Raw genomic sequence first — 21,969 nt, forward strand, 5'->3', positions numbered from 1 at the left:
TATGGCGGGGCATGTCCAAGGTGTTTCCAGATTTCACGCATGAATTGGCCGCCCTGTCGCAAGGGGCGGCTTTTGTCGTCGGGGTGGACGAGGTGGGGCGCGGCCCGCTGTGCGGCCCTGTCACCGCCGCCGCCGTGCGGTTGGACCTTGACCGGATTCCGGCGGGGCTGGCGGATTCCAAGGCATTGACCGCCGCAAGGCGTGACGCGCTCTTTGCCGAATTGCAGCAGGTGGCGCAGGTTGCGGTGGCCCATGCCAGCGTCGAGGAGATTGACGCGCTGAACATCCTGCGCGCCAGCCATCTGGCGATGGAGCGTGCGGTGGCGGCGCTGGCCGCCGATTTCGCGCTGATCGACGGGCACATGATTCCGCGCAACCTGCCCTGCAAGGGGATGGCCATCATCAAGGGCGATGCCAAATCGCTGTCGATCGCCGCCGCGTCGATTTGCGCGAAAGTCACGCGGGATCGGCTGATGGTGGATTTGGCGCAACAATACCCCGGTTATGGCTGGGACGTGAACGCCGGTTACCCGACCAAAGCCCATCTGAGCGCCCTTCTAAATCTTGGGGTGACCCCTGTTCATAGACGTTCGTTCAAACCGGTGCACAATATCTTGTATCAAGAGAAATAGATAACCCCTTGATTCAATAAAGAATTTGACGCCGATTCGTCTCTGACTCATTCTTATCCACAGATACGGCGCGCCAAATGACGCCGGGACAGAGGCAGAAGATGACGTCAAAGACCAAAGCAACAGGGGCAGCGCTGCCCCTGAACCAGATCCTTGCAGGCGACTGCATCGACATGATGAACAGCCTGCCTGCGGGCTCTGTCGACCTGATCTTCGCCGACCCGCCCTACAATCTGCAACTGAAGGGCGACCTGCACCGGCCGGACAATTCCAAGGTGGATGCGGTCGATGACCATTGGGACCAGTTCAGCAGCTTTGCCGCCTATGACGAATTCACCCGCGCGTGGCTGAAGGCGGCCAAGCGGCTGTTGAAGCCGAATGGCGCGATCTGGGTGATCGGCAGCTATCACAACGTGTTCCGCCTTGGGGCAGAGTTGCAAAATCAGGGGTTCTGGCTGCTGAATGACGTGGTCTGGCGCAAGTCGAACCCGATGCCGAACTTCAAGGGCAAGCGGCTGACCAATGCGCATGAGACGCTGATCTGGGCGTCGCGCGATGAATCTGCGAAATACACCTTCAACTATGAGGCGCTGAAGGCGCTGAACGACGGCATCCAGATGCGGTCGGACTGGGTGCTGCCGATCTGCACCGGGCATGAGCGGCTGAAGGATGCCAATGGCGACAAGGCGCATCCGACGCAGAAGCCCGAAAGCCTGCTGCACCGTATCCTGATCGCCACCACCAATCCCGGCGATGTGGTGCTGGACCCGTTCTTCGGCACCGGCACCACCGGCGCGGTGGCCAAGATGCTCGGCCGCGACTTCATCGGGATCGAGCGCGAGGAGTCCTATCGCCGCGTGGCAGAGGCGCGGCTGGCGCGGGTGCGCAAGTTCGACGCCTCGGCGCTGGAGATCACCGGATCGAAACGGGCCGAGCCGCGCGTGCCCTTCGGGCAGGTGGTGGAACGCGGCATGCTGCGGCCGGGTGAGGAACTCTATTCGGTGGGCAACCGCTATATGGCCAAGGTGCGCGCCGATGGCACGCTGGTGGGCAATGACGTGAAGGGCTCCATCCATCAGGTCGGCGCCGCCTATGAGCGCGCGCCAAGCTGCAACGGCTGGACCTATTGGCACTTCAAGCGCGATGGAAAGATGATTCCCATCGACATTCTGCGCCAGCAGATCCGTGCCGAGATGGAGGCCGACCAGTCCCGCCCGAACTGAGGCGCGACCGGCCCTGTGGCGGGGCAAGCCCCGCCCGATACCCCATGAAATACTGCGAACGCCTGCACCGCGGTCCGCCTGCGGTGTCCCTTGCCCCGCCATGTCTGCATGGCGGGGTCTTTTCATGCGCGGGGCGGGGGCGTCAGATCCCTTGTCAAGAAAGGCGTTCCGCGCCAAAGACAGGCCGGTAACGGTGCGTTGGGGGGCAAGGTATGGACGGGCAGTCGGAAGTGATCACGCAGACGCTGGACTGGCTGGAGCAGGCCGGACAGATCGCGCTGGGCTGGCTGTTTTCGCCGGCGGCGTGGTCGCAATTTGCCTTGCTGGCGCTGGCCTATCTGCTGGCGCGCGCCGTGGCGGGGCGCCTGGCGGCGGTGATGACGCGGGTGCTGACGCCGCAGGGCGATGCGGTGGGCCTGTTTGCCACCGCGCGGCGCTTTGCCCTGCTGTTCCTGCCCCTGATGCTGCCGCTGATCGCCTATGCGCTGACCGCAACCGGCGAAAGCCTGACGCGGACGATGTTCGGCTCGGGCGAGGTGATTGCCTTTGGCAAGCGGGTGTTCCTGTTTCTGGCGGCGCGGGCGTTGGTCGCGCATGTGCTGACCGACCCGTTCCTGCATCTTCTGGGCAAGTTCGTGCTGGTTCCGGTGGCGGCGCTCTATGCGCTGGGGGTTCTCGACGAGATCACGCTGGCGCTGGCCGAGACGCGGGTGGAACTGGGCAACATCCAGTTTTCGGCGCTGTCGCTGATCCGCGGGGTGATCGCGGGGTCGCTGCTGTTCTGGCTGGGCAGCTGGTCGAACCGGCAATCGGCCAGCTATATCAAGGCCAAGCAGGAATTGCGCCCCGCCACGCGCGAGTTGGCGGTGAAGGCGGCCGAGATCGTGATCTTCGGCGCGGCCTTCCTGCTGCTCATGAGCATCATGGGCATCGACCTGACGGCGATTGCCCTGCTGGGGGGTGCCTTGGGTGTGGGCATCGGGCTGGGGTTGCAGCAGATCGCGGCCAATTTCATCTCGGGGATCATCCTCTTGGTCGAAGGACAGACCACGGTAGGGGACTACGTGGAACTCGATGGCGGCGAGAAGGGCACCATCGTGAAGATGACCGCCCGCGCCTGCGTGCTGGAGACGTTTGACGGCAAGTGGATCGTGGTGCCGAACGAGCATTTCATCACCAGCCGCGTCATCAACTATTCCGATCAGGGCAGCGCCAACCGCTATGAGGCGGAGTTTTCGGTGAGCTATGACACCGACATCAACCGCGTGCCCGCGATCATCGAGGCGGCGGTGGCGGCCTTGCCCTTTGTGCTGACCAAGCCTGACGGGCCGGATTGCGAACTGGCAGGGTTTGGCGAGTCTTCGGTGGATTTCGTGGTGGAATACTGGGTCAGCGGCATTGATGACGGGGCAAACAAATACCGCTCGCCCGTGCTGTTCGCGATCTGGAACGCGCTGAAGGCCGAAGGGATCGAGATGCCGTTTCCGCAGCGGGTGGTTCACTTGCGCCCCGCGCCCGCCGCATGACGGATGCGCTGGTCATAGGGGCGGGTCCGGCGGGGCTGATGGCGGCAGAGGCGCTGGCACTGGCGGGGCGGCAGGTGGTGGTGGCCGAGGCCAAGCCGACGCCGGCGCGCAAGTTCCTGATGGCGGGGAAATCGGGGCTGAACGTCACCAAGGACGAGCCCTTGGCCGATTTTGCCGCCGCTTATGACAGTGATCTGCTGGCCCCGATGCTGGCCGGTTTTGGACCGGCCGAGGTGGCGCAATGGTGCCGAGATCTGGGGCAGGAGGTGTTTACCGGCACTTCGGGGCGGGTGTTTCCGCTGGCGATGAAGGCGTCGCCGCTCTTGCGGGCATGGCTGGCGCGGCTGGCGGGGCAGGGGGTGGACCTGCGCACGCGCTGGCAGTGGCAGGGGTGGGAGGATGGTGCCTTTCGCTTTGCCACGCCCGAGGGCGCGCGGCTGCTGCGCCCGCGTGTGACGGTGCTGGCGCTGGGCGGCGCGAGTTGGGCGCGGCTGGGGTCGGATGCGGCATGGGTGCCGTGGCTGGCGGCGCGCGGGGTGCAGATTGCGCCGTTCAAGCCCGCCAACATGGGCTTTGCCGTGGCGTGGTCGGACCATATGGCGGCGCATTTCGGCCAGCCGATCAAGGCGGCGCTTTTGCGCGCCGGCCCGCAGAGCGTGCGGGGGGAGTTCGTGCTGTCGGCGCGCGGGGTGGAGGGGAGCGCCATCTATGCCCTGAGCCGCGCCCTGCGCGAGGGCGCGGCGCTGACCGTCAACCTGTTCCCCGATCTGGCCCCGCTGGCGCTGGCGGCCCGCATCGCGCGGCTGAAACGGTCGGACAGTCTGGGCAACCGGCTGCGCAAGCTGGGCTTGCCCGCGCCCGCCGCCGCGCTGGTGATGGAGTTTGGCCGCAACCTGCCGCTGGAGGAGGCGCTGACCGCGCTGCCGGTTCCGCTGCTGGGCCCGCGCCCGATGGACGAGGCGATTTCCACCGCAGGCGGCATCCGGCGCGAGGCGCTGACAGAAGGATTGGAGTTGCGCGCGCTGCCCGGTGTCTTCGCCTGCGGCGAGATGCTGGACTGGGAGGCCCCGACCGGCGGATATCTGTTGACCGGCTGCTGGGCCTCTGGACTCTGGGCGGGGAACCATGCTGCGATGGTGCGGGGGGCTGACCCCTGAGGGCGCATCCTGCGCAACAGCAGCGCGCGGGTGGGGCCTGTGTTTTGCAAGGGGGGTGCGATGCGCATCATTTTGGCGGCGGTTTTGTTGGCGGCGAGCCTGCCCGCGACGGGTATGGCCTGTTCAAAGCCTTCGGGTGCGGCGGGGCTGGAGCGGGGGCTGGTGCAATGGATCAACCAGGAGCGGCAGGCGAGGGGATTGGCGGCGCTGCGCCCGTCGGACAAGCTGGCGGCAGCGGCGCAGCAACATGGCTGTGACATGGCCACACGCGGCTATTTCGCCCATCGCCGCGACGGGGGGCCAAGCATGGGCGACAGGGCGCGGGCGAATGGCTATGCCTTTCGCAAGATGGTCGAAAATCTGGCCCATTCGCGCAATGCCAGCGTCGACTCGGCTGCGGGCATCTGGCGCAATTCACCGCAGCACTGGGCGAATATCCTGTCGCCCGAGATGCGCGATATCGGGGTTTCGGTGACCACCGGTGGCGGCCGGATTTACTGGGTGATGAAGGCGGCGCAGGCTAGGTAACGGTGACACCTGCCGCAAGCCGTGTCGCGCCCTGCGGCAGATCGGGCAGCGGCGGCTGCGTGCCTTGCCAGAAACACAGGCGGATATGCGGGCCAAGGGCGGGGTCCGAGACGTGATCCCATGCCAGATGGAAGCCTTCCATCAACAGGCCCTCGGCATAGAACAGGATTTCTTCGGTCTCGAGCGATTCGCCCGCCGCATCCGACCAGCCGCCGTCCTTGTGCCAGAGCACATAGGCCTCGATCGTCTTGTGCTTGCGTGTGATCTGGTCAAGCGGGGCGAGACGCGGGTCTTGGTCTGGGTCTGACATCGGGGCTTTCCGGTGGCGGCTTGCGGTTGCGGCGAGGATAGGCCTAGCGCCGTGTCATGGCCAGACGGATCAGCGCGCGTTCCATCAGCGCCATGCCCGGCGCGCGGGAGGCCGAGCGCAGGGTCAGGTCGGTTTCGAGCAGGTCCGACACGGCGCGTTCCAGCAGGCGCATGCCCCAGGCCTGCGCCTGCCGCTGCATCTGGTCGCGCCTCGGGCCGAAGACCCGTGCCTTTTGCAGGCCACTTGCGATGCCCGCAGGGTCGGAGGCCGCGATGTGCAGCGCCTTGAAATGGCGCAGGGCCTGAATGCAGATGGTGACGGGCAGCACGCCCTGGCCTTCGAGCCGCCGCATCAAGAGGCCGATGGCAGGCGCGCGGCCATCGGCGACGGCGTGCAGCAGGTCATCGACCTCGGCCTCAAGCGTGGCGGGGGCCATCGCGGCCACATCGGCGGGGGTCAGCGGGGTGGGGTCGCCGTGTTTGTAGAGCGCGATCTTTTCCAGCGTCTGGCGGAAATCGCCGGGGTCGAGCGCGCGGGCCAGCGTGGTGAGGTCGGCCATCGCCTCGCGGTCGATGCTGGCAAGCCCGGCCTTCTTCAGCGCATCCTCGATTTCCTCGCGCGTGGGCGGATCGTCGTAGAGGATGGCGCAGAAGGCCTGCGTGTGCTTTTCGAACAGGGTCTTGAGCGCGGATTTCGCGGTGAGGTTGCCCGCCGTCACCACGATGGTGGCATCGCCCGGCTTCCAGTCCTTGAGGGCTGAACCGATGGCGGGGGCCAGCGTGTCGGTCGCATCCTCGACAAAGGCCACGCGCGGGCCGGGAAAAAAGCCGACCGCCTTGATCGCATCGAGCAGGGCCGCGCCATCCTTGCGCAGCTCCGCGCCCTGAATCCGCGTCAGGCGCATTTCGCCCTCGCCCTCGGGGCCGATCAGCGCGGCGATCACCTCTTGCCGTTTGAGCGCGACGCGCATGGCATCGGCCCCTGCGATCAGCAGACCGGCCTTGGTCGGGTCGGGCTTGGCGAAATAGCGGCTGGCTTCGATCCCCTTGAGGATCATGCCCAGGCGTCCGAGGTGGCGATGAGGCGGGTCACGATCTGGTCTGCCAGCATCCGCATCAGCCGGAAGGCGGCATCCTGTTCGGCGGCAAGGCCCGCGACCGTGCTGCCGGTGGCGGAATAGGCGGTGAAGCCCTGCACCCGCCCGCCGGTGACGCGCTGCCCGCTGTCGCGGCTGGTCAGCGTCCAGTCGATATGGCCGGTCAGGTGATAGCGGGTGATGGCGTTTTCGGGGGTGATTCCGAGCGTCTCGGCCTTGGTGACGATGGTATAGGCCAGATCAAAGCGCGGGGCCTGCGGGCGGCCCAGCCGTTCTTCCAGCCGTTCGACCAGATCGAAGCCCAGCTTGTCATTCGGGTCTGCCACGCGGATGCGCCCTTCCAGCGCCCGTGCCGCCCCGCCCGGTCCATAGGCCGGGGCGAAGCCGCAGGCCATCAGGGCCAGTGGCGCAAAAAGCACAGATCTGCGGTCAGGCAACGACATTTATGATACGCCCCGGCACGACGATGATCTTCTTCACCGGCTGACCGGCAAGGAACCTGACCACATCCTCATTCGCCAGCGCGATCTTTTCAACCTCGGATGCGGGCATGTCCTTGGGCACGCTGATTTCTGCCCGACGCTTGCCGTTGATCTGGATCGGCAGGATCACGGTGTCATCGACCAGCAGCGCCGGATCGGCCTTCGGCCAAGGGGCCTGGCAGCACAGGCCCTGCCCGCCCTGATAGGTCCAGATCGATTCTGCGATATGCGGCACCATCGGCTGCATCAGTTGCGCCAGCGTGCGGATCGCCTCTTTCATCACCGGGGTGGAGGCATTGGCCTTGGCCAGCGTGTTGGTGAAGCCGTAAAGCACCGCGATGGCCTTGTTGAAGGCAAAACTCTCGATGCCGCGTGTCACCTCGTCGATGGCCTTGGCGGTGGCGCGGCGCAGGTCGTCGTCACCTTCGCCCTTGTGACCTTCCGGCATCTCGCCGATGCGCGAACACAGGGTCCAGACGCGGGAGAGGTGCTTGAAGGCGGCTTCGGCGCCCGATGAGGTCCATTCCACATCGCGTTCCGGCGGGCTGTCGGACATCACGAACCAGCGCGCGGTATCGGCCCCGAAAGAGGCGATGATGTTCATCGGATCGACGACGTTCTTCTTCGATTTCGACATCTTGGCCGAGGGGATCACCTCGACCGCGGTGCCGTCGGCCAGCGTCGCGCCCGAGTCACTGCGCACGATGTCTTCGGGCAGGTGGTAGACGGGGCGGCCATTGGCATCGCGCGTCATGTAGATCTCGTGCGTGACCATGCCTTGGGTGAAGAGCGCGTTGAACGGCTCGATGGCCGAGTGCGGCAGGTGGCCGGTCTTGGCCATCGCACGGGCGAAGAAGCGCGAGTAGAGCAGGTGGAGAATCGCGTGTTCGATGCCGCCGATATACTGGTCGACGTTCATCCAGTAGGCCGCATCCTCGGCCACGGTCGGCGTCTGGGCGCGCGGCGCGGTGAAGCGGGCGTAATACCACGACGAATCGACGAAAGTATCCATCGTGTCGGTTTCGCGCCGTGCCGCCGCACCGCATCGGGGGCAGGTGCAATCGCGCCATGTCGGATGGCGGTCGAGCGGGTTGCCCGGCACATCGAAGCTCACGTCATCGGGCAGGCGGACGGGCAGGTTTTCCTTGGCCTCCGGCACCACGCCGCAGGCGGGGCAATGCACGACAGGGATCGGGCAGCCCCAGTAACGCTGGCGCGACACGCCCCAATCCCGCAGGCGGAACTTGGTGACGCCGGTGCCGTAACCGGTTGATTCGGCATGGGCAATCGCGGCGGCGACGGCCTCGTCGCCCGTCTGCACCTCGGCTCCGGCGAAGCCGCGCAGATAGCGCACGCGTTCGGATTTCATCGGCACATAGGCTTCGGCCAGCGCCTCATCGCTTGCTGCGCCGCGCTCTTCGGGGGCAAAGACCGCCTTGATCGGCAGGCCGTATTTGGTGGCGAAGTCGAAGTCGCGCTGGTCATGCGCGGGGCAGCCGAAAATCGCGCCGGTGCCGTAATCCATCAGGATGAAGTTCGCGATCCAGACCGGCAGTTCCCAGTTGGGGTCCAGCGGGTGTTTCACGCGGATGCCGGTGTCAAAACCGATCTTCTCGGCGGTTTCCAAAGCCTCGGCCGTGGTGCCGCCCAGACGGCACCGGGCGAGGAAGGCCGCAACCTTCGGGTCCGATTCCAGCGTCTTGGCCAGCGGGTGATCGGCGCTGATGGCGGCAAAGGATGCGCCCAGCAGCGTGTCGGGGCGGGTGGTATAGACCTCGAGCTTTTCAAAGCCTTCTGGCGCGCCCACGGTTTCGAAGGCGAATTGCAGCCCGCGCGAGCGGCCGATCCAGTTGGCCTGCATCAGCCGCACCTTTTCCGGCCAGTTGGTCAGCCCGTCGAGCGCGGAGAGCAGCTCCTCGGAATAGTCGGAAATCTTGAAGAACCATTGTGTCAGCTCGCGCCGTTCCACCGCCGCGCCCGACCGCCAGCCCTTGCCGTCGATGACCTGTTCATTGGCCAGCACGGTCATGTCGACCGGGTCCCAGTTCACCACCGCATTCTTGCGATAGACCAGACCGGCCTCCATCATGTCGATGAACATGGCCTGTTGCTGGCCGTAGTATTCGGGGTCGCAGGTGGCGAATTCGCGGGTCCAGTCGATGGACAGGCCGAGGGGCTTCATCTGCGCGCGCATGTCGGCGATGTTGCCGTAGGTCCAGTCCTTGGGATGGCCGCCGCGTTCCATCGCGGCGTTCTCGGCGGGCATGCCAAAGGCATCCCAGCCCATCGGGTGCAGCACCGAAAAGCCTTGCGCGGATTTGTAGCGCGCGACCACATCGCCCATCGTGTAGTTGCGCACATGGCCCATGTGGATGCGCCCTGACGGGTAGGGGAACATCTCGAGCACGTAATACTTGGGCTTCGCCGGATCGCGGCGCGCCAGAAACGCCTGGGCCTGATCCCAGGCGGATTGCCATTTCGGTTCGATCTGGGCGGGTTCGTAGCGCGACATGGTCAGGACCTCCGGAGTGCAGGCTGGAGTTACACCGATGCGGGGCGAAAGGTCCAGTGGGCAGGCGGGGCTGGCCGAACAGACAAACGGGCGGCAGATCTTTCGACCCGCCGCCCGGCACAGACTCTGGCACTCGTTCAGGAACTCGCACGCAACGGGGTAACCGTCAGGCACTCATACGGAACGGCAAACAGGCACTCTTGCAAAACAGGCGAACAGGCAGCACTCGTCCGACACACACAAACCATGCCACTCGTCAAATCACTTGGGCAGCAGCACCGCGTTCACCACATGGATGACGCCGTTGGACTGCTTGACATCACCGATGGTCACCTGTGATGCCTTGCCCGATTCATCGATGATGTAGAGCTTGTTGCCCCGCACGGTCGCCGACAGGGCGTCGCCCGACAGGGTCTGCATATGGAAGTAGCGGTCTTTCGAGGCGCGGGCGCGGCGCATGATCTCGGCGCCCGACAGATCGCCCGCCACGACATGCGCGGTGAGGATCTTGGTCAGGGTGGGCTTGTTCTCGGGCTTCAGCAGGGTTTCGACAGTGCCTGCGGGCAGCGCGTCAAAGGCGGCGTTGACGGGGGCGAAGACGGTGAACGGCCCCGGGCTTTGCAGCGCATCGACAAGTCCGGCGGCCTGCACGGCGGCGACAAGCGTGGTGTGATCTGCCGAGTTCACGGCGTTTTCGACAATGTTCTTCGATTCGAACATCGGCGCGCCGCCGACCATCGGATTTTCGGCAAGCGCAGGGGTGGCAAGGGCAAGCAACACGGCAACAACGGACAGTTTCATCACGCTTCCTCCAGGGGTGGCAGGCCACTATTGGCCGCCGATGCCAGGAATACGGGGCGACCCCGGAGGAAAGTTTCACCCGTGCCTGCAAAAAAATGCGAAAGGCGGTGCGAAATGAAGAAAGGGCGCCGCAGCGCCCTGTCAAGTCATTGATAATGCGGCAAATATCAGAGGTTGCTGTCGCGGATACGCAACTGGCGCGCGCGGGTCAGGATGGCATCTTCGATGGCGCGCGCGGTTTCCGCCGACACCGCGCCGCCGCCCCGCGCCTGAAGCGCAACGCGCAGCGAGCGGGCATCCAGCGCCGGGTCTTGCACATAGACGGTGGCGCGATAGGCGCGCCCGCCGCCCGGAGGCGTGCCATATCCGGTCGAGATCACCCCGGTGAACGGGTCCACCGACTCGATCGGCAGGAAATTGAGAATCTCGAGGCTGGCCTGCCAGAGGTATTTGTTCACCGCGACGGTGGTGTTCGGGTCGGTGCCGTTTCCGAACAGGTCCCAGATGGTGGACCGGCGCTGGTCTTCGCCGCTTGCCCGTGCGAGGGCGGCGCGCTGCGCATCCGCGCGGGCCTTCCGGTCAAGCTGGACATCACTCGGGACAGTGGTGGCAGAGCGGCGGAACAGCCCGCTGTCGCCACTGGCAAGACCGCCGCCGCAGGCTGCAAGCCCGCCGACGAGTCCGGTCATGATGACACCCCGTGCCAGACGGTGAAAGAACATCCGCACCCCCGCGATTTCCTTGGTGTTGTCTAGCCTAGCCCTTGGGGCGTGCCAAGGCTTTTCACGCCAGACCCCGTGGCGGGGCGCGGCGCGGGCAGGGTTTTGCGTGTGCATCGCGCGGGCGCGATGTCTGGCGAGGTGTTCAATGCGCGACGGCGCGGTTGGTTCCCGCCAAAGCGGCGGGGCCGGGGGGTGGCGGGCGATATGTGGCATTGCTGCACCACGCTTTCCCGCTTTTTGGCGGCCATCGCTGTCAGCGTTGCAATCCGAGGGGTCTGGGTGGAAAACACCATCATTCCCACTGCGGACCTTCCTGCGGCGGGGCTTACCTTGAGGAAAGAGGGAAAACATGAAAAAAGTTCTTCTCGCGACGACCGTTCTGGCAATGTCCGCCACCGTCGCCGCTGCCGAAGTGAAGGTTTCGGGCAACGCTCGCATGGGTCTCGTCTATGACGGCAACACCGTGACCGCAGGCACCTCGGCTTCCAAGCTGAAGATGACCAGCCGCGTTCGGATCATCTTCACCGCTTCGGGCGAGTCCGACTCGGGTCTGTCGTTCGGCGCGACCGTTCGTAACGACCAGTCCGGCCAGGGCAACACCGCAAACGGCGACTCGAAAGTGTTCATCTCGGGCGCATTCGGCAAGCTGACCTTCGGCGACAACGACACCGCAGCAAACGTCCTGGTTGGCCACGTTGACGCGATCTCGCTGACCGGCCTCGGCGACAACAACGAACTGGGCTACCTTGGCATGACCAAGACCTCGGCTCTGTACGAATACTCGACCGGCGCCCTGTCGTTCGCAGCTTCGCTTGGCCAGTTCGGCATCGACGTCCCCGGCGTTGGCACCAAGGCTGAAGATGCAGCTTCGGTTGCTGTGAAGTACTCGATGGACGGCTACGCTGTCGCTCTGGGCTACGAAACCCGCCGCGCAAGCGAAACCGTCAACGACAACCAGCTGTCGCTGGGCCTGTCGGGCACCTTCGGCCAGTTCGGCGTGAAAGCTGTGATCGCAGACCGCAAGTCCTGGGGCACCACCCAGTACGCTCTGTCGGGCACCTACACCATGGACGCTCTGAAAGTTTCGGCTTTCTACGCGAACAAGGACACCAAAGCTGCTGGCGTGACCACCAAGAACAACGCTTACGGCCTCGGCGCTTCGTATAACCTCGGCGGCGGTGCAACCGTTGTCGGCGGCGTGCAGAAGACCAAGAACGGCAAAGCCGTTGCAGACGTCGGTGTGTCTCTGAGCTTCTGATTTGATCCACGGATCAATGTCAGGGAAAGAGCGGGTCTTGTGCCCGCTCTTTTCTTTTGTGCTATGCACATGGCATCTTCATTTCGTGCGATGCACGGCGCATCGCAACCAAAAGGGGTTTCCATGTCACTTGGCACCATCCAGTCCCGCCTGACCGCCGCCTGCGCCAAAGCGGGCCGCGCGCCCGCATCGGTTCGGCTGATCGCGGTGTCAAAGGTGCAGCCGCTGGAACGTGTGGTGGCGGTGCTGGACGAAGGGCACCGGCTGTTCGGTGAAAATTATGTGCAAGAGGCGCAGGGCAAATGGCCCGATCTGCGCGCGCGTTTCGGCGCGGTGCAGGTGCATATGATCGGGCCGCTGCAAACCAACAAGGCCAAGGTGGCGGTCGATTTGTTCGATGCCATTCACACGCTGGACCGGATGTCGCTGGCGGAAAAGCTGGCAAAACTGGCGCAGGCGCGGGGGGCAAGCCCTGACCTTTTCGTGCAGGTGAACACAGGGGCCGAGCCGCAGAAGGCGGGCATCCTGCCGGACGAGACCGATGCTTTCGTGGCCCGGTGCCGCGCGATGGACTTGCCGGTGCAGGGGCTGATGTGCATTCCGCCCGAGGGGGAGGATGCTGTGCCGCATTTCGCGATGCTGGCGCAGATGGCTGCGCGCAACGGGCTCGCGGGCCTGTCGATGGGGATGAGCAGCGATTTCGAGGCGGCCATCGCGCACGGCGCCACCCATGTGCGGGTGGGCAGCGCGATTTTCGGCGCGCGCGCTTACGGCACCCCTCTTCCAGCGTGACCGCTGTCATCGGTGGGTTGGCCAGCGAAGACAGCCGTCAGGCTGGATGAGCGCCCCGCCGGATCAGACCAGCCAGACCCGCGCATAGGGCGGCAGCGCCACCGCGCCGTGATGGGTTTCCACCGGATGATCCGACAGCGCGTCGTGCATCTGGCTGACGCCTTGTGCGCGGACCCAATCCTCGGGCAGGTGCTGCCAGTCTTCGGTGAAGTTGAACAGGCACAGCACCACCCCGGTGGGGGCGAGCCGCTGGAAGGCAAAGACGCCGCGCGCATCGGGGAACACCACGCGGGTGCCGTTTCCGGCGTGAAGGGCGGGCATGGCCCGACGCCGCGCCAGAATGTGCCGCGTTCCCCAATACACCTGCGCTGCGGGACTGCCGGTTTCGCCCAGCCGCGCCACCGCGTCCCAATCCATCTTGGGGCGGTGGATCCAGCGGCTGTCATGTGCGTGTTCCGGCACCTGCAGATAGCCGTAGTCATTGGGCAACGCCAGTTCGTCGCCCATGTAGATCAGGGGAATCCCGCCGAAGCTGGCAATCAGCGCATGGCCCATCAACATGCGCTGCACCGCATGGGCCACGCCCGCGCCATCGCCCGCCTTCTGCGCGCGCTCCACTCCGGCGAGCGCGGCGAAACTGCCGGAAATCCGTTTGTCGCCCGTGGCCTCGTTCACCTGAAACAATGCGCCTTGCGCGAAAGAGCCGGGAAAGCTGCCTTCGTAGAAATCGGACAGGAAGGCGCGGTGCGCGGGGCCTGAAAGGCCCACCGCCTGCGCATCCTCATCGGTCACCGCCCAGCCGATATCGTCATGGCAGCGGATATAGGTGGCATAGGTCGCATTGCGCAGGGTTTCGGGGAAATGGGTGGCCAGCACATGCCCCATCAACGCCGTGTCGCGGGTGGCCAGCGCGCCCCAGAACTGCACCATAAGGCTGTTGTGATAGGCAAGATTGCCTTCCTTGCCGTCATGCTGGCCGCGCCCCAGATAGGGCAGCATCTCGGACGGGGCGACGATCGCCTCTTCGAGATGGATCACCGCCGGGGCCGCGATGCGACTGCATGCACGCAGCGCCTGCAGCAGCATATGCACCTCGGGTTCCGACTGGCAGCGGGTGCCGAGCCGTTTCCACATGAAGGCCACCGCATCCAGCCGCAGCACATCCACCCCGCGATTGGCGAGGTAGAGCATGATCTCGACGATCTCCAGAAACACCTGCGGATTGGCCCAGTTCAGGTCCCACTGGTGTTCGTTGAAGGTGGTCCAGACCCATTTGCCGAAGTCGGGGTAATGGGTGAAATTGCCCGGCGCGTTGTCGGGGAAGACCTCGACCAGCGTTTCGGAATAGCGGTCCGGCATCTCGGGCGTGTCGAACATCAGGTAATAGTCCTGATATTTGGCATCGCCCTTGGCGGCCTTTTTCGCCCAGGCGTGTTCCTTGGCGGTGTGGTTCAGCACGAGGTCGATGCAGACCGACATGCCGCGCGCGCGCAGGGCGGCGGTCACCTCCTCGAAATCGGCCATCGTGCCATAGGCGGGGTTGATCTGGCGGTAATCCATCACCGAATAGCCGCCGTCACTGTCGCCGGGGCGGGGCTTCAGGCAGGGCATGAAATGCACATAGGTGACGCCCAGATCGGTCAGGTAATCCAGCTTGTCGAGCACGCCGCGCAGGGTGCCTGCGAAACGGTCGATGTAGAACACATAGCCCGCCATGTCGGGGCGCTGGAACCAGTCGGGTTCCAGATCGCGCTTGAGGTCAAGCCGCTTGAGGTCTGCCGGACGCGCGGCCCAGGCCTTTTTCAGCGTCTTCAAAAGGTTGGAGCGGAACGCCTCATAGGCGGGATGACGGCCATAGAGCGTATCGAGCATGGGCCAGAGATCGGGGGCAGAGCGGTCGAGCCGCAGTGCAAAAATCTCGTCATCCGCGGATGCGGGTGCCTTGGCCATGATCGTCCTCCCGTTTTGGTGGCGGCAGATTATGCGTTCCAAAGCGGTTTGGAAAGAGATTTAGCTGCGGATAATCAGCCGAGTCCGGTGCTTGATCCTTGCGGCAATCCAGAGCAGATCGGACCGCGCAAAGGCCACGCAGCCAGCGGTCGGAAAGCGCGGCTTGCGCCATGTGTGCAGGAAAATCGCCGATCCGCGCTCGGGTTCGGCATGGGGCCAGTTCCAGTCGGTGATGATGACCAGATCATAAAGCGGATCGGGCCGTTGCAGCCGCTCGTGGCTGAAGCGATGCGGCAGGCGGACCATCAGGTTGTAGTCGGGATCGGCGCTGTCATCCGACCATCGGTCAGCAGGCGCGGTGGGCAGCGCCCAGTCCGCAGGCCGCGTCAGCCGCGCGGGGTGGTAGAGCATCCCCACCAGCCGATGCACCCCCGCAGGTGTGGCCCCGTCCCCTTCGCGCTTTGCACGCGCAGGCACGATGCCGCCGCGCCCGATGGAACAGGGAAACTGCCGCCCCAGAAAGCGCGCGCCGTGGCGGGTCACCACGATATCGAAGGGGGTCACAGCAGATGCCCCGATTTCGCCGCCTTGGTCGCCAGATAGGCGGCATTCTGCGCGGTCTGGCCGACCTGCAACGGCACCCGTTCCACCACCTGCACCCCGCATGATTCCATCATCGCCAGCTTTTTCGGATTGTTCGTCAGCAGCCGCACCGAGGAAAACCCCATCCGCCGCAGGATATCGGCCCCGATCCTGAAATCGCGCTCGTCATCCTCGAAGCCCAGACGGTGGTTCGCCTCGACCGTATCAAACCCCTGATCCTGAAGCGAATAGGCGCGCATCTTGTTGGCAAGGCCGATGCCGCGCCCCTCCTGGTTCAGATACAGCAGCACGCCCGCGCCTTCGGCCCCCATCTGCGCCAGTGCGGCGCGCAGTTGCGGCCCGCAATCGCATTTCAAGGACCCCAGCACATCGCCGGTGAAACAGGCCGAGTGCAGCCGCGCCAGCACCGGTGCCTTGCGGTCGGGCTGGCCGATCTCGATGGCGTAATGTTCGTCCCCGCCGTCCTCGGGGCGGAAGATATGCACCCGCCCCGCATCAGAGGCGACCATCGGCAGGCGGGCCGAGGTGACCTCGTGCAGGGGCGACAGAGACAGCAGGGCAGGGGCCACCGCATCCATCGGCAGGAAGGTCAGCCCCAGTTCCGCCGCCACCGCCAGCCCATTCGGCACCGGCACCAGCAGGGCCGCCGGCAGCAGATGCGCCGATTTCGCCAAGGCCACCGCCGCGCGGTGCAGGTCCGCCGCGCCCTCGCGCAGCGACCGCAGCGGCCCCTTCATCGGGACCCGCAGATCATCCGCCGGATCGGCAAGGGCGCGCAGCCATGCCACATCGGCCGTCTCCGGCACCACGATGCGGGCCAGATCGCCATCATAGGCGCGGGCCTTGAGCGTTTCCGCCCGCCGCGCGGTCAGCGCCAGTTCCGCAGCGCCCAGCGCGCGCAGGGCCGCCAGCCGCGCGGCGCTCAGCGCCTCGACCGCGACCACCAGCGCCGCGCGCCCGCCCCCCGACAGCACCACGGGCACACCCATGCGCAGATCGCCCCGCGCGCGGGTCAGACGTTCGGTGATGGTCGGGGCAAGGGTCATGGCACTCTCCTGCGCCTATCTCTAGCCGTTGAATTACGAAATTGAAACATATGGCCCGCATGCGACACGTCCGCGTGAGCATGAGGTTACAATGCTTGAGAGCGGGGCTGCGCACGCTCATGTGATAGCCAAGACGAAGAAGAGGAGGCCCCCGATGGCGCAACTGCGCAAGATTCTGCTGGTGGATGACGATGACGATCTGCGCGAGGCGCTGAGCGAACAACTGGTCATGACCGAAGATTTTGATGTGTTCGAAGCCAGCAATGGGGCCGAGGGCATGGAAAAGGCCAAGGCCGCGCTTTACGATCTGGTCATCCTCGATGTGGGTCTGCCCGATACCGACGGGCGCGAATTGTGCCGCCGGATGCGCAAGCAGGGGGTGAAATGCCCGATCCTGATGCTGACCGGACATGACAGTGATTCGGATACCATTCTGGGTCTGGACGCGGGCGCGAATGATTACGTGACCAAACCGTTCAAGTTTCCGGTCCTTCTGGCCCGCATCCGCGCGCAATTGCGCCAGCATGAACAATCGGAAGACGCGATCTTCCAGCTTGGCCCCTATACCTTCAAACCGGCGCAGAAGATGCTGCTGGATGACAAGGAAAAGAAGATCCGGCTGACGGAGAAAGAGACCAACATCTTGAAATTCCTCTATCGCGCACAATCTGGGGTTGTGGCGCGGGATGTTCTGCTGCACGAGGTCTGGGGCTATAACGCGGGGGTCACCACCCACACGCTCGAAACGCATATCTACCGTTTGCGGCAGAAAATAGAGCCCGATCCGTCAAATGCGCGCATTTTGGTCACAGAAAGCGGCGGATATCGCCTGGTGGCCTAACGTCCTATTGTCGCACCGTTCACGCTTAATATACCTTTAGGGTTGAGAGTGAATACATCGGTTCCCCTTGCCGTGTCGGGGTCATGACATGGCACCTCCCTGTTGGACTCGGCCGGGCCTCGTGCCCGGCCTTTTTTTTTCCGGCAGCGGCGGTCTTTGTGAAAATCTTTCCCCCCTCGCGGAACTTTTCCGGCGCGCGCCGCGTTTCCCTTGCATACCTCCCTGTTGGACTTTGCCCGGACCTTATGGTCCGGGTATTTTTTTGCGTCCTGCCCGCCGGTGCCTGCCGTGAAGGGCGCTGACAAGCGGGGTTGAGATAGGCTGCCGCCCCCCCTAGTCTGCGCCCAGAAAAAAAGGAGCCGCAGATGACCTTCACCCTTGCCACATGGAACATCAATTCCGTCCGCCTGCGCGAAGGTCTGGTCACCCGCCTGATGGCCGAGGAACAGCCCGACATCCTGTGCCTTCAGGAATGCAAGAGCCCGGTCGAGAAGATCCCGGTCGAGCAGTTTCAGGCGCTGGGCTACCGATACATGGTGGCGCGCGGGGAAAAGGGCTACAATGGCGTGGCGATCCTGTCCAAGCTGCCGATCATGGATGCGGGGGACCGCGATTTTGCCCGCATGGGCCATGCCCGCCATGTCGCGGCGCGGCTGGAAAACGGGGTGACGATCCACAACTGCTATGTGCCGGCAGGCGGTGACATCCCCGACCGGGAGGTGAACGCCAAGTTCGGGCAGAAGCTCGATTTTCTGACCGACATGCGCGAATGGTGCCGCTGGGACAGGCCGGACCGGTCGATCCTTGTGGGCGATCTCAACATCGCGCCGCGCGAGGATGATGTCTGGAGCCACAAGGCCCTGCTGAAGATCGTCAGCCATACCCCGATCGAGGTGGAGCATCTCTATCAGGTGATGGAGGCGGGCGGCTGGCAGGACATCACCCGCAAGGATATTCCGAGCGGGCTGCTCTATAGCTGGTGGTCCTACCGCGCCGCCGACTGGGATGCCGCCGACAAGGGCCGCAGGCTCGACCATATCTGGGCGACGCCCGATATTGCCAATGCGGGCCATTCCAGCCGCATCCTGCGCCCCGTGCGCGGCTGGCTGCAACCGTCGGACCATGTGCCGGTGTTCGCGACCTTCGATCTGTGATCGCGGCTAGCGCCCGCGCGTGAACGCCGTGTCGCCCCGCTTTGTCCGCACCGCGAGGGACACGGCGGCATAGGTGGCAAAACCCGCCGGATCGGCCAGCGCCAGCCGCAACAGGGCGGCGCGGCCAAGGGGCGGTTTGCCTTCACGCGCCATCAGGCCGGGGTGCAGCGCCTGCAACTCGCGCACCCCCGCATCCTGACGGCGGCGCACGCGGACCAGGGCGGCAAAGCCCTCGATCATCGGCCAGTGATAGGGGGCGGGCACCTGCACCCGCTCTTCCGGCGCGAATTGCAGGCGCACGAAAGTGTCATCCGAGATGATCGCCGGAAACGCGCCCCAGCGCGCGCGCCCCGCCGCATTCACCGCGAACAGCCCATAGCCGGGCGCGGCGGTCCGGTTGAAGGGCAGGCGCTGCCAGAAGCGGGCGTAGGCGCGCGTCACCGCGCTGCGGGCGCGCGGGATTACCGGCGTGCCGCTGGCATAGCGCGGGGCATCCCCCGCCAATGCTGCGCCAAGGGCCGAGAGCAACCCCGGCGAGACGGTCACATCGGCATCGAGATAGACCCGCAGCGGATGCACCGCCGCCGCGTCGCCCGCATTCAGCGCAACGGGTTTGGAGCCTTGCGCAAGCTCCAGCACCTCGCCCGACCAGCCTTGCGGCAGATGGGCGGCAAGGGCGGCGCGGGCCACGTCGGCGGTGGCATCGCGGCAGCCATTGGCCACCACGATCACCTGCACCACGGGCGCATCCGAGGCGCAGAGGTGGCGCAGGCAATCGCCGATATAACCCGCCTCGTTCGAGGCAGGGATGATGACGCTCAGCACGCAAGGCACCCTTTGGCCAGAACCTGCCAGCGCGGGTTGTCATCGCCCAGATGGCGCAGCGCGCCCCAACTGCCCCATTTGCCGGGGGTCGCCAGATCGACAAAGGCGTTGAACGGCTCCGGCGTCACCGCCGCCCAGCCCTGCAACACACGGTCGTAAAGCTGGGCCATCTCGGGCGTGTAGTTCAGATGCACGAAGAAGGCGGTCAAGGTCCCGTCATCCACCTGCGCGCCCGTGCCGACCACATGGCTGCCGCCCTCATACATCATCAGCCGCAAGCCATGCCGTGCCGCCGCCTGCGCCTGATGCGGCAGAACGCGCGTCAGGAAATCGGCCACGCTGTCCTCGGGCCTGCCGCTTTGCGCGCCGCTTTCCAGTTCCGGCACGGCGCGGGCCACCGCCACGTCAAAGCGGTGCGCGGCCACGAATGCCGCCGCCTCGGCTCCGGTCAACCCCTGCGCCTGCGCCGCTGCCTGCGCGGCCGCCTCGGATTCGGCGATCCAGCCGCGCACCATCGCGGCCTTGTCATCGCTGCCCAGAAGCGCGCTGAAATAGCCGGTGATGGCATAGGCATCGAACAGGGCCGCAGGGGGGGTGCCGCTTTCGGCCACCACATCGGGCGCGTTCAAAATCTGCTCCTCCAGCCCCAGCCAGCCGGTCTGCGTCGCCAGAATCCGCACCAGCCGCGTATAAGCCTCATCGCCGAACACATCGGCCCAGATCGACGCCACCTCGCCCGCGCGATGGGCGTAGAACTGCACCCATTTCGACTCGCCCCCCCAGCGGGCGCGGCCCTGTTCCTCGGCCCATGCGGCCTGAGCGAATTGCCAGTTCCACACCTCGTTGGAAAACTCGACATGCGCCACCAGTTCCGGCTCCAGCCCGTCGCGCGCGGCGGTGGCGTAGAACCGCACCAGATCATCGCTCGCCAGATGCGGCAGGGTGAACCACGGGTTCGCGTCCAATTCGTTCGCCAGCGCCACCATCACCTCGATCGGCGCGCCGATGCGGGTCCATGTGTAGTCCTCGGGCTTGGGGCGGTCCTCCAGCCGCGACAGGGTGCTGTCATTGGTGCGCATCCAGTCCATCAGGCGGATGGTCTTGACCCCGCGCAGGCGCGCCAGCCAGTCGGGGTTGAAGATTTCGCCGCCCGCCAGTAGCGCCGCGCGGTCCTCGCGCACGATCACGATGTCGCGGATCGGGTCGGCGGCGTCGATGGCGTCCAGATGCAGGAACACGCCGCCCTCGCCGGGGGCGAAGTCGAACTGCGCGCTGCCGTCGGCATAGGTCACGTTCTGCGCCCGCCCGTCGATGCGCAAGGCCCCCTTGCCCGCATAGGTCACAAGGTAGCGCCCCGACACGCCCTGCGCATCGGCGGGCAGGTCCACCATCACCAGCGTGGAAATGCCGGTGATCTCGGGCGGGATCGCGGTGGGCCAGCCGTTCGGCCCCAGCACCCCCGCCGCCGCCAGCCGGTCATGGTCCCAGCCGCCATACTGGCCGGGCAGATGCCCCGTCCAGTCGCGGGCGGTTTTCATCACGTCGAGAAACGGCTGCTGCACCGACCAGTCGGTGATGCCATGCAGCCCGAGCGCCAGATTGGGGTTGGTGATCGGGGTCAGCGCCGCCGTGTCGATGGCGGGTTGTGCCACGGGGGCAGGGGCGGGCGCCGCCGCCGGGGTCGGGGCAGGGGCCGCCTGCTCGGCTGCGGGGGGCGGCGCGGGCGCTGCGGCCACTTCGGCGGGCGCATAGTCGCGCACCGCTTCCCATGCGATGCGCTGCAACGCTGCTGCCAGATCATCGGCAATCACCGCATCGCGGCTTTTCCATGTGCGCGTCATCTGCGCGGGCAAGCCTTCGGGAGATTGCCCTGTGATCGCGGCCAGATGCACGAGCGCGACGAAATACTTGCCCTTGTCGGACAGATGGATGTCGTCCGAGAAAAACGCCTCCATCGAGGCCACCCCCGGCACGGCACCCGCCTCGACCGCATCGGCCAGCCGCGCCATCGCCTGCCCTGCGGGGATCAGCGACACGTCGGCCCCCGAGGCGCGCAAGGCCCCCTCCCACTCTGGCAGGTCCGCCGCCAGCCGCTCGCGCCACGGCAGGGCCGAGTTTGGATCGCCCTCCACCAGCGCGCCCGCGCGGCTGTGCCATGTCTCGTAGACAAACACCCGCACATCGGGGTTGCCCGCGCGCGCCAGTTCGGCAAAGGCGGCAATCGCGCCGGGGGTGTCGTTCCAGCGCAGGTGCTCGGCCAGCGGGATCGCCTCGGTCAGGATCAGCACTTCCGTCTCACCCTTGGCGAGTTCGGCCCGTGCATCGACGCCTTCGGCGCTGGCCGAGTTCCGCAGGTTGAAACGCAGGGGCGCGCCGTTGATGATCTGGGCCGAGACGGTGGCGGGCCGCTCCATCAGCCGCAAGCCCCCTTCGACCAGCGGCGGCAGATCGGGGCCGACAAGGCTGTGACCCACGAAGAGAACATCCGTCAACAGCGCAAAAAAGCTCACC

20 protein-coding genes are annotated in these 21,969 nt (G+C 65.6%); 9 read left to right on the top strand and 11 right to left on the bottom strand.

Annotated elements, in window-relative coordinates; all coding sequences use genetic code 11:
- Nucleotides 1-11: 11 nt before the first annotated feature.
- The 5 genes from rnhB (at nucleotide 12) to G3572_RS11030 (ending at nucleotide 5,066) form a co-directional block, all read left to right on the top strand.
- On the top strand, nucleotides 12-632 hold the full coding sequence (gene rnhB, locus G3572_RS11010) for a ribonuclease HII (protein WP_164611733.1): 621 nt from the start codon (nucleotides 12-14) through the stop codon (nucleotides 630-632).
- Between the two features lie 101 nt (nucleotides 633-733).
- The gene (locus G3572_RS11015; protein WP_164611735.1) at nucleotides 734-1,855 is read left to right on the top strand and encodes a site-specific DNA-methyltransferase; all 1,122 of its coding nucleotides are present in this window, start codon (nucleotides 734-736) and stop codon (nucleotides 1,853-1,855) included.
- A 212-nt stretch (nucleotides 1,856-2,067) separates the two neighbouring features.
- Nucleotides 2,068-3,381: a mechanosensitive ion channel family protein gene (locus G3572_RS11020; protein ID WP_164611737.1), complete on the top strand. Its 1,314-nt coding sequence runs from the start codon at nucleotides 2,068-2,070 to the stop codon at nucleotides 3,379-3,381.
- Nucleotides 3,378-4,538, top strand: a complete 1,161-nt coding sequence (locus G3572_RS11025; protein WP_164611739.1) for a TIGR03862 family flavoprotein — start codon at nucleotides 3,378-3,380, stop codon at nucleotides 4,536-4,538. Before G3572_RS11020 ends, G3572_RS11025 begins: the two co-directional genes overlap by 4 nt.
- A 60-nt stretch (nucleotides 4,539-4,598) precedes the next feature.
- Nucleotides 4,599-5,066 carry a CAP domain-containing protein gene (locus G3572_RS11030; RefSeq protein WP_164611741.1) on the top strand — a complete coding sequence of 156 codons (468 nt, stop codon included), beginning with the start codon at nucleotides 4,599-4,601 and terminating at the stop codon, nucleotides 5,064-5,066.
- Here the strand turns inward: G3572_RS11030 and G3572_RS11035 are convergent.
- The 6 genes from G3572_RS11035 to G3572_RS11060 all read right to left on the bottom strand — a co-directional run bounded on the left by G3572_RS11035 (nucleotide 5,059) and on the right by G3572_RS11060 (nucleotide 10,989).
- Complete coding sequence (locus G3572_RS11035) at nucleotides 5,059-5,376, bottom strand: hypothetical protein (protein ID WP_164611743.1); 318 nt, start codon at nucleotides 5,374-5,376, stop codon at nucleotides 5,059-5,061. The genes G3572_RS11030 and G3572_RS11035 overlap by 8 nt on opposite strands.
- 43 nt (nucleotides 5,377-5,419) lie before the next feature.
- On the bottom strand, nucleotides 5,420-6,433 hold the full coding sequence (gene holA / locus G3572_RS11040; protein ID WP_164611744.1) for a DNA polymerase III subunit delta: 1,014 nt from the start codon (nucleotides 6,431-6,433) through the stop codon (nucleotides 5,420-5,422).
- On the bottom strand, nucleotides 6,430-6,915 hold the full coding sequence (gene lptE, locus G3572_RS11045) for an LPS assembly lipoprotein LptE (protein ID WP_164611746.1): 486 nt from the start codon (nucleotides 6,913-6,915) through the stop codon (nucleotides 6,430-6,432). The genes holA and lptE overlap by 4 nt, the downstream gene beginning before the upstream one ends.
- The gene (leuS, locus tag G3572_RS11050; RefSeq protein WP_164611748.1) at nucleotides 6,902-9,466 is read right to left on the bottom strand and encodes a leucine--tRNA ligase; all 2,565 of its coding nucleotides are present in this window, start codon (nucleotides 9,464-9,466) and stop codon (nucleotides 6,902-6,904) included. Before leuS ends, lptE begins: the two co-directional genes overlap by 14 nt.
- Nucleotides 9,467-9,727: 261 nt before the next feature.
- Nucleotides 9,728-10,267, bottom strand: a complete 540-nt coding sequence (locus G3572_RS11055; protein WP_164611749.1) for a fasciclin domain-containing protein — start codon at nucleotides 10,265-10,267, stop codon at nucleotides 9,728-9,730.
- A gap of 167 nt (nucleotides 10,268-10,434) precedes the next feature.
- On the bottom strand, nucleotides 10,435-10,989 hold the full coding sequence (locus tag G3572_RS11060) for a DUF3576 domain-containing protein (protein ID WP_164611751.1): 555 nt from the start codon (nucleotides 10,987-10,989) through the stop codon (nucleotides 10,435-10,437).
- A 349-nt stretch (nucleotides 10,990-11,338) separates the two neighbouring features.
- Here G3572_RS11060 and G3572_RS11065 point away from each other — a divergent pair, with 349 nt between their 5' ends.
- A complete protein-coding gene (locus tag G3572_RS11065; RefSeq protein WP_164611753.1) occupies nucleotides 11,339-12,247 on the top strand; it encodes a porin in 909 nt (302 codons plus the stop codon).
- A 123-nt stretch (nucleotides 12,248-12,370) separates the two neighbouring features.
- On the top strand, nucleotides 12,371-13,039 hold the full coding sequence (locus G3572_RS11070; RefSeq protein ID WP_164611755.1) for a YggS family pyridoxal phosphate-dependent enzyme: 669 nt from the start codon (nucleotides 12,371-12,373) through the stop codon (nucleotides 13,037-13,039).
- Nucleotides 13,040-13,102: 63 nt separating this feature from the next.
- Here G3572_RS11070 and G3572_RS11075 read toward each other — a convergent pair whose 3' ends face one another.
- The 3 genes from G3572_RS11075 to ribA are packed head-to-tail and all read right to left on the bottom strand — an operon-like array spanning nucleotide 13,103 to nucleotide 16,638.
- The gene (locus G3572_RS11075) at nucleotides 13,103-14,989 is read right to left on the bottom strand and encodes an amylosucrase (RefSeq protein WP_164611757.1); all 1,887 of its coding nucleotides are present in this window, start codon (nucleotides 14,987-14,989) and stop codon (nucleotides 13,103-13,105) included.
- 60 nt (nucleotides 14,990-15,049) lie between these two features.
- Entirely contained in the window at nucleotides 15,050-15,553 is a 504-nt protein-coding gene (locus tag G3572_RS11080) for a L,D-transpeptidase family protein (RefSeq protein WP_164611759.1), read from the bottom strand.
- On the bottom strand, nucleotides 15,550-16,638 hold the full coding sequence (gene ribA, locus G3572_RS11085) for a GTP cyclohydrolase II (RefSeq protein WP_164611761.1): 1,089 nt from the start codon (nucleotides 16,636-16,638) through the stop codon (nucleotides 15,550-15,552). Before ribA ends, G3572_RS11080 begins: the two co-directional genes overlap by 4 nt.
- Before the next feature lie 154 nt (nucleotides 16,639-16,792).
- On the opposite strand from ribA, the gene G3572_RS11090 reads away from it, so the two are divergent.
- Together G3572_RS11090 and G3572_RS11095 are read left to right on the top strand one after the other, a co-directional pair.
- Nucleotides 16,793-17,479, top strand: a complete 687-nt coding sequence (locus G3572_RS11090; RefSeq protein WP_135428910.1) for a response regulator transcription factor — start codon at nucleotides 16,793-16,795, stop codon at nucleotides 17,477-17,479.
- A gap of 365 nt (nucleotides 17,480-17,844) precedes the next feature.
- A complete protein-coding gene (locus tag G3572_RS11095; RefSeq protein WP_164611763.1) occupies nucleotides 17,845-18,633 on the top strand; it encodes an exodeoxyribonuclease III in 789 nt (262 codons plus the stop codon).
- 6 nt (nucleotides 18,634-18,639) lie between these two features.
- Here the strand turns inward: G3572_RS11095 and G3572_RS11100 are convergent, their stop codons facing one another.
- Together G3572_RS11100 and G3572_RS11105 are read right to left on the bottom strand one after the other, a co-directional pair.
- Nucleotides 18,640-19,467, bottom strand: a complete 828-nt coding sequence (locus G3572_RS11100) for a glycosyltransferase (RefSeq protein WP_164611765.1) — start codon at nucleotides 19,465-19,467, stop codon at nucleotides 18,640-18,642.
- Entirely contained in the window at nucleotides 19,452-21,968 is a 2,517-nt protein-coding gene (locus G3572_RS11105; protein ID WP_164611767.1) for a hypothetical protein, read from the bottom strand. The genes G3572_RS11100 and G3572_RS11105 overlap by 16 nt, the downstream gene beginning before the upstream one ends.
- Nucleotide 21,969 lies beyond the last annotated feature (1 nt).

It is taken from the genome of Pseudotabrizicola algicola (assembly GCF_010915705.1).
Lineage (GTDB): Bacteria > Pseudomonadota > Alphaproteobacteria > Rhodobacterales > Rhodobacteraceae > Pseudotabrizicola > Pseudotabrizicola algicola.

What these genes read in the sequence shown, in the direction of transcription:
- rnhB (WP_164611733.1), top strand. Translation starts at nt 12, where the DNA reads ATGTCCAAGGTGTTTCCAGATTTCACGCATGAATTGGCCGCCCTGTCG.
- G3572_RS11015 (WP_164611735.1), top strand. Translation starts at nt 734, where the DNA reads ATGACGTCAAAGACCAAAGCAACAGGGGCAGCGCTGCCCCTGAACCAG.
- G3572_RS11020 (WP_164611737.1), top strand. Translation starts at nt 2,068, where the DNA reads ATGGACGGGCAGTCGGAAGTGATCACGCAGACGCTGGACTGGCTGGAG.
- G3572_RS11025 (WP_164611739.1), top strand. Translation starts at nt 3,378, where the DNA reads ATGACGGATGCGCTGGTCATAGGGGCGGGTCCGGCGGGGCTGATGGCG.
- G3572_RS11030 (WP_164611741.1), top strand. Translation starts at nt 4,599, where the DNA reads ATGCGCATCATTTTGGCGGCGGTTTTGTTGGCGGCGAGCCTGCCCGCG.
- G3572_RS11035 (WP_164611743.1), bottom strand. Translation starts at nt 5,376, where the DNA reads ATGTCAGACCCAGACCAAGACCCGCGTCTCGCCCCGCTTGACCAGATC.
- holA (WP_164611744.1), bottom strand. Translation starts at nt 6,433, where the DNA reads ATGATCCTCAAGGGGATCGAAGCCAGCCGCTATTTCGCCAAGCCCGAC.
- lptE (WP_164611746.1), bottom strand. Translation starts at nt 6,915, where the DNA reads ATGTCGTTGCCTGACCGCAGATCTGTGCTTTTTGCGCCACTGGCCCTG.
- leuS (WP_164611748.1), bottom strand. Translation starts at nt 9,466, where the DNA reads ATGTCGCGCTACGAACCCGCCCAGATCGAACCGAAATGGCAATCCGCC.
- G3572_RS11055 (WP_164611749.1), bottom strand. Translation starts at nt 10,267, where the DNA reads ATGAAACTGTCCGTTGTTGCCGTGTTGCTTGCCCTTGCCACCCCTGCG.
- G3572_RS11060 (WP_164611751.1), bottom strand. Translation starts at nt 10,989, where the DNA reads ATGTTCTTTCACCGTCTGGCACGGGGTGTCATCATGACCGGACTCGTC.
- G3572_RS11065 (WP_164611753.1), top strand. Translation starts at nt 11,339, where the DNA reads ATGAAAAAAGTTCTTCTCGCGACGACCGTTCTGGCAATGTCCGCCACC.
- G3572_RS11070 (WP_164611755.1), top strand. Translation starts at nt 12,371, where the DNA reads ATGTCACTTGGCACCATCCAGTCCCGCCTGACCGCCGCCTGCGCCAAA.
- G3572_RS11075 (WP_164611757.1), bottom strand. Translation starts at nt 14,989, where the DNA reads ATGGCCAAGGCACCCGCATCCGCGGATGACGAGATTTTTGCACTGCGG.
- ribA (WP_164611761.1), bottom strand. Translation starts at nt 16,638, where the DNA reads ATGACCCTTGCCCCGACCATCACCGAACGTCTGACCCGCGCGCGGGGC.
- G3572_RS11090 (WP_135428910.1), top strand. Translation starts at nt 16,793, where the DNA reads ATGGCGCAACTGCGCAAGATTCTGCTGGTGGATGACGATGACGATCTG.
- G3572_RS11095 (WP_164611763.1), top strand. Translation starts at nt 17,845, where the DNA reads ATGACCTTCACCCTTGCCACATGGAACATCAATTCCGTCCGCCTGCGC.